At 65.1% G+C, this 14473-nt stretch carries 11 protein-coding genes and 2 pseudogenes; 10 read left to right on the top strand and 3 right to left on the bottom strand.

All coding sequences use genetic code 11. From position 1 onward, the window contains the following. Nucleotides 1-651: pseudogene (locus ACE3UY_RS20655) on the bottom strand (hypothetical protein); the annotation flags it as partial. A 264-nt stretch (nt 652-915) separates the two neighbouring features. On the opposite strand from ACE3UY_RS20655, the gene rpsO reads away from it, so the two are divergent. The 8 genes and pseudogenes from rpsO to ACE3UY_RS20615 all read left to right on the top strand — a co-directional run bounded on the left by rpsO (nt 916) and on the right by ACE3UY_RS20615 (nt 8531). After that, a complete protein-coding gene (gene rpsO / locus ACE3UY_RS20650; RefSeq protein WP_374689367.1) occupies nt 916-1185 on the top strand; it encodes a 30S ribosomal protein S15 in 270 nt (89 codons plus the stop codon). A 374-nt stretch (nt 1186-1559) separates the two neighbouring features. Then, a complete protein-coding gene (locus ACE3UY_RS20645) occupies nt 1560-3749 on the top strand; it encodes a polyribonucleotide nucleotidyltransferase (RefSeq protein ID WP_374689366.1) in 2190 nt (729 codons plus the stop codon). 54 nt (nt 3750-3803) lie between these two features. Further along, on the top strand, nt 3804-4091 hold the full coding sequence (locus tag ACE3UY_RS20640; protein WP_374689365.1) for a hypothetical protein: 288 nt from the start codon (nt 3804-3806) through the stop codon (nt 4089-4091). Between the two features lie 12 nt (nt 4092-4103). Beyond that, nucleotides 4104-4517 (top strand): annotated as a pseudogene (locus ACE3UY_RS20635) (DsbA family protein); the annotation flags it as partial. A 24-nt stretch (nt 4518-4541) separates the two neighbouring features. Then, nucleotides 4542-5084, top strand: coding sequence for a peptidylprolyl isomerase (locus tag ACE3UY_RS20630; RefSeq protein ID WP_374689368.1), 543 nt, complete (start codon nt 4542-4544; stop codon nt 5082-5084). 119 nt (nt 5085-5203) lie between these two features. Further along, entirely contained in the window at nt 5204-6709 is a 1506-nt protein-coding gene (locus ACE3UY_RS20625; protein WP_374689364.1) for a hypothetical protein, read from the top strand. 21 nt (nt 6710-6730) lie between these two features. After that, nucleotides 6731-7513: an endonuclease/exonuclease/phosphatase family protein gene (locus tag ACE3UY_RS20620; RefSeq protein WP_374689363.1), complete on the top strand. Its 783-nt coding sequence runs from the start codon at nt 6731-6733 to the stop codon at nt 7511-7513. Nucleotides 7514-7520: 7 nt separating this feature from the next. Further along, nucleotides 7521-8531, top strand: coding sequence for a glycosyltransferase family 2 protein (locus tag ACE3UY_RS20615; RefSeq protein ID WP_374689362.1), 1011 nt, complete (start codon nt 7521-7523; stop codon nt 8529-8531). Between the two features lie 78 nt (nt 8532-8609). Here ACE3UY_RS20615 and moaA read toward each other — a convergent pair whose 3' ends face one another. Beyond that, nucleotides 8610-9590, bottom strand: a complete 981-nt coding sequence (gene moaA / locus ACE3UY_RS20610; protein ID WP_374689361.1) for a GTP 3',8-cyclase MoaA — start codon at nt 9588-9590, stop codon at nt 8610-8612. 249 nt (nt 9591-9839) lie between these two features. On the opposite strand from moaA, the gene ACE3UY_RS20605 reads away from it, so the two are divergent. Next, nucleotides 9840-10898 carry an LCP family protein gene (locus ACE3UY_RS20605; RefSeq protein ID WP_374689360.1) on the top strand — a complete coding sequence of 353 codons (1059 nt, stop codon included), beginning with the start codon at nt 9840-9842 and terminating at the stop codon, nt 10896-10898. A 20-nt stretch (nt 10899-10918) separates the two neighbouring features. Continuing rightward, complete coding sequence (locus tag ACE3UY_RS20600) at nt 10919-12787, top strand: bifunctional homocysteine S-methyltransferase/methylenetetrahydrofolate reductase (RefSeq protein ID WP_374689359.1); 1869 nt, start codon at nt 10919-10921, stop codon at nt 12785-12787. A gap of 10 nt (nt 12788-12797) precedes the next feature. Here the strand turns inward: ACE3UY_RS20600 and ACE3UY_RS20595 are convergent, their stop codons facing one another. Then, a complete protein-coding gene (locus tag ACE3UY_RS20595) occupies nt 12798-14306 on the bottom strand; it encodes an O-antigen ligase family protein (protein ID WP_374689358.1) in 1509 nt (502 codons plus the stop codon). Nucleotides 14307-14473 lie beyond the last annotated feature (167 nt).

Genomic DNA, 14473 nt, shown 5'->3' with positions numbered 1-14473 from the left:
GCGCAGGTTGGCCGGGTCTTCGCCCAGGTCGCGGATGATGGCCCGCGTCTCGCCGGCCGTCACCAGGTCGCTCGTCAGCGCCAGCGCCAGCCGTTCGAGCGGGCTGTCGGTCGGCGTGATCGTCAGGTAGGCCCATTCCCGGCTGTTGGCCTTTCCTCCCTCTCCCCCTGGGAGAGGGCTGGGGAGAGGGGCTGAGTCCCCCTTTAGCGTGGGGATCACCCCGGCGCGGACGACCGACGACTTGCCGCTGCCCGACGCGCCGACGACGACCAGCAGGGGATGGGTGCGCAGCCGCGCTACCAGTTCGGCCGTCAGCGCCGCCCGGCCGAAGAAGAGCGGCGCGTCCTCCTCGCGGTAGAAGTCGAGGCCGCGGTAGGGCGGCTCGGCCGTGTCGGTCAGGTCATCGAGCGCCCACACGACGTCCGTCCGCGCCGTTTGCAGGTATTCGATCAGTTCGGGAAGTTGCAGGCGCTGATTGAGGTGTTCCAGTAAAGAGTTGGCTTTCAGGCTGAGCGTGTCGCCGGGCAGCTCGTCCCAGCGCACACTCAGGTCGGAGCAGAGGAGGCGCAGTTCGGCCGGGCTGAATCGTTCGACCAGTTGGGCGCGTAACGATTGCAGGCATTCGGTTGGGACGGGTCGATCCTGAGCCACATATCCTCCAGAACCAGACCGGGACGACGACAAGCCCATTATAACCCGATTTCCTGTCCGCGAAAATCAGCGCCCCCTCCGCGTCATGAGCATCCCATTCGCTCTCCTTGTCATCCTCCCATCCTCCGCTATAATACTTCCTTGGCGGGAAGGTACGACGTTTATCGGCACGACGGCCTTCCGGCTGACTATTAACTATAGAAACCGAGTTTCTTCCGAGAAACCTGGTTTCTAAACGAACCAGAAGTACGGAGGATACATAAGATGCCCTTGACTGTGGCAGAGAAAGCCGAATTGATCGGAAGCTATGCGACGCACGACGGCGACACCGGGTCGCCCGAGGTGCAGATCGCGCTCATGGACAAGCGAATCCGCCAACTCCAGGAGCACCTGAACACCCACAAGCACGACGAAAGCTCGCGACGCGGGCTGCTGAAGCTGGTGGGCAAACGCCGGCGCATGCTGGCGTATCTCCGACAGGAGCACCCGGACCGCTATCGCGCCATCATCGGCCGTCTGGGTCTGCGCCGGTAAACAAATTGTGTTAGCGAAAAGGGCGAAGTGTTCTTCGCCCTTTTTCTAGGAGCGGAATGACCGGCAGGGTTTAGGAATTGGGTATTGTCCCTTACGGCCATCGGGGCCTGTAGGAGCCAATCCCCAGTCCCTAACCCCGGTTCTGCTCCACGTATTAAGAAGAGCATCCACAGATTTCGCAGGTTGCACGGGTTTAAGAGAATCACGCAAAGATCGCTAAGGACGCTAAGAACGCAAAGCAAGGATTTGTTTGCGTTCTTGGCGAGCTTTGCGTTCTTTGCGTGAGACTCTTGATCCGCGCCGTCTATCAACCTGTGGCTGCCTACACCACTAGAGGAAATAGAATGAATTCTGAATCTGTATTTACCACCACCGTGGGCAGACACGCACTGACAATCGCCACGGGCAAGCTGGCCGAGCAGGCCGGCGGGGCCATCACCCTGCGCGTGGGCGAATCCCTGTTGCTGGCTACGGCCACCATGTCCAAGAACATCCGCGAAGGACTGGACTTCTTCCCGCTCAGCGTCGACTTCGAAGAGAAGATGTACGCTGCCGGCCGCATTCCGGGCGGCTTCTTCCGCCGCGAGGGCAAGCCGACCACCGAGGCCGTGCTGACTTCGCGCCTGACTGACCGGCCGCTGCGCCCGCTGTTCCCCGATGGCATGCGCAATGAGGTGCAGGTCATCGTCACCACCCTGTCGTCCGACAGCATCCACCACCTCGACATCATGTCGGTCAACGCCGCCAGCGCGGCCCTGACCATCTCCGACGTGCCCTGGAACGGGCCCATCGGCGCGGTGCGCGTCGGCTACATCGACGGCCAATTCATCGCGGACCCGACCATCCCCGAGATGGCCGAGAGCAAGCTCGACCTGCGCATGGCCGGCTCGCGCGACGCCATCATTATGGTCGAGGCTTCGGCCGACGAAGTGCCGGAGGAGATGATGGTCGAGGCGCTGGCTTTCGGCCACCAGGCGCTCCAGCCCATCATCACCCTGCTCGAGGAGATGCGCGCCGCCGTCGGTAAGGAGAAGCGCGAGCCGACCGTGGTCGAGTCTGACGCCACGCTGGCCGAGGCGACGAAGGGTCGCATCGGCGGTCGTATAGCCGACGTCATCGCCCAGACCACCGAACGCGAGGATCGCAATGAGGCGCTCGACGCGCTGCGCGACGAAGTGGTCGATAGCTTCCTGGCCGAAGACGAGACGACCGACCCCAAGGCGGTGCGCGAGGTGTTCGCCGACGAGATTAAGAAGGCGGTGCGCCAGCGTATCCTGTATGAAGGCGTGCGCCCCGACGGCCGCGACTACACCACCATCCGGCCGCTCTACTCCGAGGTCGGCCTCAGCCCGCGCGCCCACGGCTCCGGCCTGTTCCAGCGCGGCCAGACGCAGGTGCTGTCCATCGTCGCCCTGGGCACACCGCGCGAGGCGCAGAAGCTCGACGGCCTGTCCCCCGAGGACACGCGCCGCTACATGCACCACTACAACTTCCCGCCCTTCTCCACCGGCGAGACGTGGCCCATGCGCGGGCCGCGCCGGCGCGAGATCGGCCACGGCGCGCTGGCCGAGAACGCCCTGCTGCCGATGATCCCGTCGGAAGAGGAGTTCCCCTACACCATCCGCGTCGTGTCCGAGGTGCTCTCGTCCAACGGCAGCACCAGCCAGGCCAGCGTGTGCGCCAGCAGTCTGGCCCTGATGGATTGCGGCGTACCGATCAAGCGACCGGTGGCCGGCGTGGCCATGGGGCTGGTGACCGACGGCGCGAAGTACGCCGTCCTGAGCGACATCCAGGGGCTAGAAGACCACCTGGGTGACATGGACTTCAAGGTTGCCGGAACGAGCGAGGGCATCACCGCCCTGCAGATGGACATCAAGATCAGCGGCCTCGACATGAACATCATGTCGCAGGCGCTAGAGCAGGCCCGCGTCGGCCGGCTGGAAATCCTCCAGTCGATGCTGGCCGTCATGCCCGCGCCGCGCGCGGAATTGAGCGCTTACGCGCCGCGCATGCTGACCATCAAGATCGATCCGGAGAAGATCGGCGCCATCATCGGCAAGGGTGGGGCGACCATCCGCGGTCTGGAAGAGGAGTTCGAGGTCTCCGTGGACATCCAGGAAGACGGCACCGTCTTCGTGGCCGGCGTCGATGGCCTGAAGGCCGAGGCGGCGCTGGAACGCATCCACGCCCTGTCCCACGACCCGGAGCCGGGCGAGGTCTTCACCGGCAAGGTCGTGCGCATCACCGACTTCGGCGCGTTCGTCGAACTCACGCCGGGCCAGGATGGGATGGTGCATATCTCGCAACTGGCCGCGGAGCACTTGCAGCGCGTCGAGGACGCCGTGCGCATGGGCGACGAGGTCATGGTCATGGTGACCGAGGTCAGCAGCGAGGGCAAGATTCGCCTTTCGCGCCGCGCCGTGCTGGAAGGGTGGAGTCTGGAAGAGGCCCGCGCCCAGGACTCGGCCCGCAAGAGCAGCGGCCCGCGTCCGAATGGCGGCGGCCGTGACCGTGGCGGCGATCGCCGCGGCGGCGACCGCGGCGGCCGGCCCCCGCGCCGCTAAATGACACACGTGTAGGGGTGGGTTTCAAACCCGCCCCTACTATAGGAGCCGTTCATGAAACGAATTGTAATGCTCCTGCTCCCCCTATTGCTGCTCCTGGCGGCGTGCGGCTCCGGCGGGGCAGCGGTTGTCGAGGAGGAGGGGTTTCAGGAAGTTGCACCGCAGCCGACCACGGCCGATGAGCCGACCGCGCCCGCAACTGCCGGAACCGATGAGGCGGTCACCGCCGCGCCGGAGAGTGCAACGGCCGACGACCCCTTGCAGGCCCGCGAACGGGACTGGAAGCTGGGGGACCTGGTTGACCCGGCCGTCACCATCATCGAGTATGGCGACTTCCAGTGACCGGGCTGCGCAGGGTTCGCACCCCTGATGGGGCGTCTGGCAGACGCCTACCCCGATGACGTTCAGGTAATCTACCGGCACTTCCCGCTCACCAGCATCCACGCCAACGCGAGGAAGTCGGCCGAGGCGGCCGAGGCCGCCGGCGCGCAGGGCAAGTTCTGGGAGTATCATGATGCGCTATTCGAGCGCCAGGGCGACTGGAGCGGCCTGGAAGCCGACGCCGCTCGCGACTACTTCGTCGCGCTGGCCGGCGAGTTGGGGCTGGACGTAGAGCAGTTCACGAGCGAGCTGGACGACGGCGTCTACGCCGACTACGTGTCTGGTCTGGAGCAAGAGGCGATGGCGCTGGGTCTGCCCGGCACGCCATCGGCAATCGTCAATGGCGAGGTCGTCCCCAGTGAGGGACTGCCGCGCGAGTTTGAAGCCTGGGAGGCATTCGTGAGAGACGAGATGAAACTGAAAGAGTTGGCGGATCGGCAGTTCAAGGCCGCGCCGGAAATGACCATTAACCAGGACGCCCGCTATCTGGCCCACGTCGAGATGGCTACCGGCGGCACGTTCACGATCGAACTGCTGCCCCAGTCGGCCCCGCAGACGGTGAACAGCTTCGTCTTCTTGGCGCGCAACGGCTGGTTCGACGGCGTGACTTTCCACCGTGTGCTGCCCGGCTTTGTGGCCCAGACGGGCGATCCCAGCGGCACCGGCCGCGGCGGCCCCGGCTACATGCTGCCCAACGAGATCGACCCCAACCTGTCCCACGACGAAGCGGGCGTGGTCGCCATGGCGAACGCCGGCCCCAACACCAACGGCAGCCAGTGGTACATCACCTACGGCGACGTCAGCCAGCTTGACGGCTCTTACACCATCTTCGGCCGCGTCAGCGAGGGCATGGATGTGGTCGAGGCGATCACGCCGCGCGATCCGTCGCGCAACCCCAATGCGCCGGCCGGCGACGCAATCACCAGCATCACCATCGAAGAAATCCAGCCTTAATCAATCCACCACGGATTTTCACGGATGTCACGCATCAGACGGATTGAACGAGTTGTTCTATCCGTCTTTATCCGTAGAATCCGTGAAAATCTGTAGTGAATTCATTCCAGGATGCTGAAGTGAGCACCCGTTTCCAAAGCCCGGCTGAGCCGCTGGTAGAGAAGAATCCGTTCCGGCAAGACGGCCATGCCCCCACGTCGTTCCCCGATGTGGCCGAGTTGCGGGCGCGCCTGCCCATCCCGGTGTTGCCTGAAGACCCGGCCTGGGAACGCCTCTACTGGTCGGCCTGGGACGCGCTGCGAACGCGCTTCCGGCTGCCCGCGCCCGGCTCGCGTCTCATCGCCGCCTATCCACAGCCCAAGAGCGGGGCCAACCTGGAGATGGGCGCGGCGTCGTTCGTCGCCCAGGTTGCCGGCTATCTGCCCGGCCCCTACCGGCTGATCAGCCTTCTGGATAACTTCTATGCCCACCAGCACCCCGACGGCTTCATTTGCCGCGAGCTGGAGCCGGAGATGGGCGGCGACTTCCACAACCCCTACGAACCGAACAGCACCGGCCCGAACTTGCTGGCCTGGGCCGAGTGGCGGCACTTCCGGCTGACCGGCGATCAGAACCGCATCGCCGCCGTTTTCTGGCCGCTGTTAGCCTACCAGCGTTGGTGCCGCGCCAATCGAACCTGGCCCAATGGCCTCTACTGGGCCACTGGCTACAGCAGCGGTCTCGTCAATCAGCCGCGCGTGCCCGGCGCGCGCTTCCACCATCTGCATTGGGCCTGGGTCGACGCGACGGCCCAGGCGGCGCACAACCTGTCGATACTGGAGCGCATGGCCGTCGTGCTGGGCGAAGAGGCGCTGGCCGCCGAAGTCGCGGCTGAGCACAATGCCCTCGTGGAGCGCTTCAACGCCGAGTTCTGGAACGACGCCCCCCATTTCTACCAAGACCGCTCTCCGGACGGGCAGTTCAGCGCCGTCAAGAGCATTGCCGCCTACTGGGCGCTGCTCGACGCGCGCCTCGTGCCCAAGGAGCGGTTGACGCCCTTCGTGCAGCATCTCCGCGACACGTGGTCGTTCCGCACCCAGCACGTCCTGCCCAGCCTGCCGGCCGACGACGAGGCTTATAACGCGCGCACCGGCAACGGATTTCGCGGCGGCGTCTGGCCGTCGCTGACCCATATGGTCTTGCGCGGCCTCCAGGTAGCCGAGCAGCCCCTGCTGGCCCACAAGCTGGCCGTCAGCCACATCGACACAGTGGAGCAGGTTCACCAGGCCACCGGCTGCCTCTGGGAGTGTTACGCGCCCGAGGACCTGGGCCCGGGCGAACCAGCCGAAGAAGACGCCACCGGCCAGACGGCGGCGGCCGTCATCGGCATGATCCTGGAGAACGTGCTCGGTCTGTCGGTCGATTGGCCGCTGCGTCAGGTCACCTGGCGGCGCTATCTGGAGCGGAATGAGGCGTACGGCGTGCGCAACCTGCCCTTGGGGGATGAGGGGACGCTCGATCTGATCAGCGCCGGCGACTCGGTGCGCATCCGCACCGACGCGCCGATCACCCTGGCGCTGCACAACGGCGCGGAACTCATTCAGACGGCCGTGCCGGCCGGCACGTTCGACATAGCCCTCGACTGAGCTGCCCGCCAGCCCACCGCCATGTTCGCCTTCACCGCGGCCACCATCAACCTGCGCAACCGGATGGATCGCTGGCTGGCCCGGCGGCATTTGCTCGTCGGTCAACTGGTCGACGATACGCCCGACATCATCGCCTTGCAGGAGATCAGCCTGTCCATCGGCCAGGGGAGCTGGTTGGCCCGCCAGGTCAACATCCGGCTGTCGGGGGACGCGCGCCACCCGTACCGCATCATCCAGGCGCGGCGCAGCCATCCCCGGCGTTCCATGGAGGGTGTCGGCGTCATGACGCGGCTGCCTATCATCTACCATGACGTGCTGTCGTTGGGTTTCGAGGGACGCGTCGCTGTGCGGGTCAACGTCGAATTGCCGGCCGAGGCGGCCGCCTTTCGCCGCCAATCGCTCGACTTTGTCAGCGTCCACCTGCATCACGTCGCCGAGGATTATGAGGCGCGGCTGGAACAGGTCATGAATCTCGTCGGCTGGCTCAACGAGAAGCGGCGCGTGCCGTTGCAGGTCATCGCCGGCGATTTCAACGAAACCCCCAATGGCCCGGCCATCCGCTTCATGCGACAATCGTATCGGTCGGCTTACGCCCAGGCCAACGGCCGCGACCCGCTGGCGACGTTCCCGACTAACCTGGTGCAGCCGCCGCCGGATTGGACGGGCTGCCTCGATTACGTCTTTGTCTCCCCGGCGGTGTATAACGTGACAAAGGCGACGATCTTCTGCGATAAACCCGCGGCCGACGACGACACGCTCTATCCGTCCGATCACGTCGGCCTGCTGGTCACTCTTGAGGTCTGAATTTCGGGTGGATAAACGCAACGAACTCATTTCGATCGTGGCTCCAGTCTACAATGAAGAGTCGGTGCTCGACGCGCTCTACGAGCGGGTGCGGGCCGTGCTCGATGGGCAGGGGGAGCAGTGGGAGCTGGTGCTGGTCAACGATGGCAGCCGCGACAGCTCGGCCGAGGTCATCGCGCGGCTGCATGAGCGCGACCCGCGCGTCAAGGGACTGAGCTTCTCGCGCAACTTTGGCTTCCAGATCGCGGCGACAGCCGGACTTGACCACGCCCGCGGCGACGCCATCATCCTGACCGACGCCGACCTGCAAGACCCGCCGGAGGTCTACCCGGCTATGCTGGAGCAGTGGCGAGCCGGCTATGACGTGGTCTATGGCGTGCGCGCCAGCCGGGAGGGGGAGACCTGGTTCAAGGTGACGACGGCCAAGCTTTTCTACCGCCTCATCCACCGCATCACCAGCATCAACATCCCGCTGGACACAGGCGACTTCCGGCTGATGGATCGGCGCGTCGTTAACTCGCTGCGCGGTATGAACGAGCGCAACCGCTTTCTGCGGGGCATGGTTCCATGGGTGGGCTTCCGGCAGATCGGGGTGGAGTACCATCGCGCGGCGCGCTACGCCGGCGAGGCCAAGTTCACCAGCGTCAAGAAGATGCTGCCCTTCGCGCTCGACGCCATTACCAGTTTCTCCTACTTCCCGCTGCAACTGGCGATGATCATGGGCTTTGTCATGGCCGCCATCAGCGCCGTGGGCATCCTGGCCGTCATCCTCGTCCGCCTGTTGGGGCCGCACGAGCCGCTGCTCGGCCAGGCGACGACGCTGGTCGCCGTCCTGTTCCTGGGCAGCGTCCAGCTCATCTGTTTGGGCATTATCGGCGAGTACCTGGGGCGCATCTACGATGAGGTGAAGGGGCGTCCGCTCTATCTGATCCAGCAGAGTTGGGGCCTGGAAGACGCCCCCCTCGGCCGCTTTGGCCCGCCCATGAGCAGCGACAGCAGTAGCGTATCCGAGCGTTAAGAGCTCACGCCAAGAACGCAAAGAAGCCAAGAGCGCAAAGAAAAACAAGTCTTCTTTGCGCTCTTGGCGTGAGCCTCTTTATCCGCCGATTTCGGACATGACCCGGTTCAACGGGATCACGTCCTGAGCCAACCCGTGCCCCCAGGGCTTCCACCAGATACCTTGTTTGATAATCGCTTTCATCTGGTCGTCATCGGCCCCATCGCGTAGCGGTGTCAGCAGGTCAACTTCCATCTCGCGCAGCAGGCATAGCCGCAGCCGGCCGTCGGCTGTCAGGCGCGCCCGGTTGCACGAGGCGCAGAAGGGCTGTGTCACCGAGCTAATGAAGCCGATCGTGCCCGGCGCGCCGTCGATTCGGAAGAGGCGCGCCTCGCCGTCCAATTCGCCGCCGTTGACTGGCCGCAGCGGCCCCAACCCGGCGGCGATGGTCGCCCGTAACTCCTCTTCGCTGACCACGCCGGCCAGCTGGAAGTCAGCCACGTCGCCAAAGGGCATCATCTCGATAAAGCGCACCTGCCACGGCTGGTGAAGCGTCAACCGGGCCAGATCAACCAGGTCTTCGCCGTCGTTGTAGTTGCGGACGACGACGGCGTTGAGCTTGATCTCTAGACCGGCCGCCTCGGCCGCCTGGATACCCCGCCACACGTCCTCGACCTCGCCCCAACGGGTCAGCTTCTTGAACTTCTGCGGGTCCAGGGTGTCAATGCTGATGTTGACTCGCTGCATGCCCGCCTCGGCCAGCGGCCGGGCCAGCCGATCCAGCAGCAGGCCGTTGGTCGTCATGGCGATCTTCTCGACGCCCGGCGTGCCGGCCATGCCGTGCACGAGGTCAACGATGTGGGCGCGCACCGTCGGCTCGCCGCCAGTCAACCGAAACTTGTGGAAGCCAAGCTCGGCGAAAATGTTCACCAGGCGCAGAAGTTCATCGTCCTGCAACAGCTCGTGACGCGGCCGGAAGGTCATGTCCTCCGGCATGCAGTAAACGCAGCGCAGGTTGCAGCGATCGGTCAAGGAGATGCGCAAGTAGTTGATATTGCGCCCAAAGCGGTCAAGGGACATGGTTCACTCGATTACTGAGGAAGTATCATCCGCCGATTCTTTACCCACTATACTGTACCGGTTGCGTTATCAACCGTCAAGGCAAGCAACTCAATTATTATCAATAATATCAGAAAAACCCTTGGATGAGAAGTAGGACAATCAGAGGGCGCGCGGCGGGAACCGGCGCGGCCTCACTGGCGTCAGTACGGTATAATGTTATGCATGGGGTAATCTGCACCCTTGATTGATAAAGCCAGGAGCACAGAATTGCACAGACAGCCATTACTACCGGGCTGGTTAAGCGCCCTGTTGTCGGCCGCTTTCGTCGTATCGGCGATTGCGGTGCTTTTTTTCGCCTACCTGACCGTGCGCCATCTGATCGGCCAGCCGGACGTGGTCGGCGGCAATGGTGGGACGGGTGGCGGCCTATCACCGGCCGGCGGCTCGCTACCGCCGGCGCAAGTGGTCGAGGGCGACACCTCGGTCGCGCCCACGCCTACGCCTGTTGTCGTTGAGGCGTGGGAGGGCGACGGACGGGTCAACATCCTGCTGATGGGCATCGACCGCCGGCCGGGCGAGGCGTTCGTGTCGCGCACCGACTCGATGATGATCATCTCCATCGATCCGGACACCAAGGCGGCCTCTATTTTGTCCATCCCGCGTGACCTGTACGTGGATATTCCCAACTACGGCCAGGATCGCATTAACACAGCGATGGTCTATGGCGCGCAAGAGGGCGACTATCTGGACGGCGCAGCGCTGGCCATGCAGACGGTCGCCTACAACCTCAACGTGCCCATTCACCACTTCGTGCTGGTGGACTTCGGCGCGTTCGTCCGCATCATCGACTTGCTGGGCGGCGTCGATGTCGAAGTGCCCTACGAAATCAACGACCCGGAGTACCCGGACATGGACTACGGCTATGAGCCGCTCTACATTCCCGCCGGCTTGCAACACTTTGACGGCGCGCTGGCCCTGAAGTACGCTCGCACGCGCCACGCCGACAGCGACTTCAACCGCGCCTATCGCCAGCAGCAGGTGCTCTTCGCCGCGCGCCAGCAGGCGACCAAGCTGGGCATCGCCGACCTGTTGCGGCGCGGGCCGGCGCTTTATCGCGAGGTGGAGCAGGGTATCCGCACCGATCTGAGCCTGGAGCAGATGCTCCGATTGACTAAGACCGTCAGCGATATCCCCGCGGCCAACATCCGCAACGAGGTGCTCGACTACGACTATGTGAGCAGTTACCGCACGCCGGCCGGGGCCTCCGTGCTGCTGCTCAACCAGGAGGCGGCCGCGCCCCTGCTGCAAAGCCTCTTCGGCAATTAATCGGGTACAATAGGCGAATTATGAATCGCCAAGAATTCAAGCAACGTCTGGAGCAAGGCCCCGTTCTGATGGACGGGGCTTTTGGCACCGTCCTCCACGGGCGCGGCGTGCCGATTGACCAATCCTTCGACGCCGTGAACCTGACCAACCCGGCGCTGGTAGCCGAAATCCACCGCGGCTACATCGACGCCGGCTCCGAATTGATCGAGACCAATACATTCGGGGCCAACCGCTTCAAGCTGACCGAGCACGGCTTGCAGCACCAGGTCGAGGCCATCAACCGCGCCGCTGTGGCCGTGGCCCGGCGGGTCATCGCCGGATCGTTCAAGGATGTCCTGCTGGCCGGCTCGGTGGGGCCGCTGGGCGCGCGCCTGGCGCCGCTCGGCCGGGTCTCGGCCGCCGAGGCGGAGGCTGCCTTTGCCGAGCAGATCGCCGCGCTGACTACGGCTGAGCCACAGGGGGTTGACCTGCTCATCATCGAGACGATGTCGGATATCAAGGAGGTCGAAGCGGCGGTCAGCGCGGCGCGCCGTGTCGCCCCCGATGTGCCGATTGTGGCCGAGATGACCTTCACGCGCGACGACAAGACGCTGCTGGGCTATCCGCCCGACGTGGCGGCGGCCGGTCTGGCGTCGCTGGACGTGGACGCCATCGGCATCAACTGTAGCGGCGGCCCGGCCCAGGTGTTGCGTCTGATCAGCATCGTGCGCCAGGTGACGCCGGAACTGCCCGTTTCAGCCTCGCCCAACGCCGGCTGGCCGGAGCAGATGCACGGCGGGCGGGTCATGTACCCGGCCACGCCCGACTACTTCGGCGACTACGCGCGGGCCTTCCAGGAGGCCGGGGTCAGTCTTATTGGCGGCTGCTGCGGCACGACCGCGGCCCACATCCGGGCTATGCGCCGCGCTCTGGACACGCCCGGCGAAAGCCCCTACGCGCTGCCTGAAGTGCGCATTGTCAGCCGGACGGAGAAGACCATTGCTGTCGTCGACCGGCCCACGCAACTGGCTCAGCACCTCAGCCGCGGGCAACTGGTGCTGACTGTCGAGATGAACCCGCCTAAGGGCGTGGCCGCCGAACGCTTGCTGGCCGGGGCGCGGATGTTGCGCGAGGCCGGAGCCAACTTCCTCAACATCGCCGATAGCCCCCTGGCCCGGATGCGCATGAGCGCCTGGGCGGCGGCCTATCTGGTGCAAAAGCAAATCGGCCTGGAGGCGGTGCTGCATTTCCCAACCCGCGGCCGGAACTTGCTGCGCATCCAGGGCGACCTGCTGGCGGCGCACGCGATGGGCATCCGCAACCTGTTCGTGACGATGGGCGACCCGACGCGCATCGGCGACTACCCGGAGGCGATGGACAGCTATGACATCGTGCCGACGGGTTTGATCGAGCTTATCAAGAAGCAGTTCAACCAGGGGCTTGACAAGGCCGGCCTATCCATTGACCAGCCGACGACGTTTGTGGTCGGTTGCGCTCTCAGCCTGACGCCGAAAGATGTGGGGGCGGAGTTGAGACTGCTGCGCAAGAAGGTGGAGCACGGGGCCGACTTCGCCCTGACGCAGCCCGTCTTCGACGCCCAGGTGGCGCTCAACTTCCTCGACGCCTATGAGCAGGCGTACGGCGAACCGCCGCCGCCCATCCTGGCCGGTCTGAAACCGCTTTACAACAGCCGCAACGCCGAGTTTTTGCACCACGAAGTGCCGGGCATCTACATCCCCGAAGAACAGCGGGAGCGGATGCGGCAGGCGGAACGGCCGCAGGCGGAAGGCGTGCGCATCGCTCAGGAGATCGCCGCCGCGCTCCGGCCGCGCGTTCAGGGTTTCTACATCATGCCCGCCTTCGGTCGTTACGATCTGGTGGCCGACGTCCTGGATATGTTTGGTGAATAGGGGTCAGGTTCTAGGGACTAGGTTCTAGGGAAGAGCGCTCTTCCCTAGAACCTAGCCCCTGGCTCCCAGTCCCTATCTGCCGCGCCAGGTTGGACAGGAGAAGCGCAAAGAGGATGCTTGTCTGCCAATTGCTGCTCAGCCAGAGCATGGTGTCGAAGGTGTTGGCGACGAGCATGGCGACCCAGGGCGCGAGTTGCGCCGCGGGGTAGGTGAAGTAGAAGTCCCGGCCGCCCGGTTCCTTGGCCTGGCGACCGCGCAGTAGCAGCCAGAACGGGGCCAGCATCAGCCACAGCCAGAACAGCAGCCCGGGCAATCCCAACTCGGCCATTACCAGCAGACCCACGTTGTGCACGCGCGCCGCGTCCGGGTCGAGTCGCTGGGCCGCGTCGATGTAATAGCCCAGTCCCACCCCGGTCAGCGGGGCGTCGCGGATGACCTGGATGGCCAGGGCGGCGTCGTGCAGCCGCTGGTCGATGGATTGGGCCTCAATGGGCGTGTCCAGGGCGAAAAAGCGGCTGAAGACCAGGTCGCGGTAGAGGAAGAGCAGCAGCAACACCGGCGTGAGAGCCAGCAGCCAGCGCCACCGGCTCTTGCCCTGAGCGACGGTCGGGATGCGCGTTTGCTGGCTGCGGCCCAGCCGGGCCAGCAGCCACCACGCGGCCAGACCCGCCGCCAACGCCAACCACGACCCCCGCGAGAAGCTGAGCAGCAGTCCGGCCAGCCCCAACAACACGGCGGCGATCAGCCCGGCGCGAACCCAGCCCCGGCTGCGCGGCAACGAGGGCAGCAGGAGCAGTAGCACGGCCGTCAGCAGGCCGCCCAGCAGGTTGGGATGGGCGGTCAGCCCGTAGGCGCGCAACCACGGCTGCCCGCGCGCCCACAGCACCGAGTTGCCTTCGAACGCCGGATGGAGCGGCAACTCCCCCAGGAACAGTAGCCCCAGATCGCGCTGCAAAAGAAACTGGCCGATGGCGACGACGCCCTGGATGATCAAAATCACCGCCAGGGGCAGCGCCAGACGCGGCCGTTCGTTGAGGACGAACAGATAGACCAGCCAGGCCAGCCCGTACATGCCGACGTGCAGGAAGGCCAGCCTGAAGTTGTCCAGGTCGATGTGCAGCAGGCCGACGATGGTCAGGCCGAGCAGCGGCGCGACGAGGGCCGTCGGCCCCCAGCGCCACGGACGGCGCGCCAGCAAACGCGAGAGCGCAGCGCACAGGACGGCGATGACCGGCAGAAAGTTGGCCACGCCCACTTCCATCGGCGCGCCGGCCAGCTTGTCGTAGCCCCACAGCGGCAGCCAGGCGAACGGCCCGTACCGCCATGACGGGGTGATGAGGCTGAACACGAGGAACAGCCCGAAGGCGATCTCCCCGATGAGATCAAGCCACTGGCTGACGGCAGAGTATGTCCGAGCGGGCCGAGCAGGGGGGCGGGGGGGCAGGGGAGCGGGGGAGAGCGCATCGTCTATCGACGGTTCTTTGCCCCCCTGCGCCCCTGCGCCCCTGCTCCCCCGCATCTTCAACCTACTCACCCAAAACCTGTCGATAAATCGCTACCGTCTCGGCCGCCGCCCGCTCCCAGGAGTAAAGCTGGGCCTGTTGCAGCGCGCGCTGGCTCAGGCATTGGCGGAGGGCCGGATCGCTGAACAGTTGCTCCAGCCCGTCGGCGATGCCTTCCAGGCTG

The organism is Promineifilum sp. (SeqCode) (assembly GCF_041918635.1).
Classification (GTDB): domain Bacteria; phylum Chloroflexota; class Anaerolineae; order Promineifilales; family Promineifilaceae; genus Promineifilum.
This window is presented reverse-complemented; position numbering and strand designations above follow the sequence as displayed.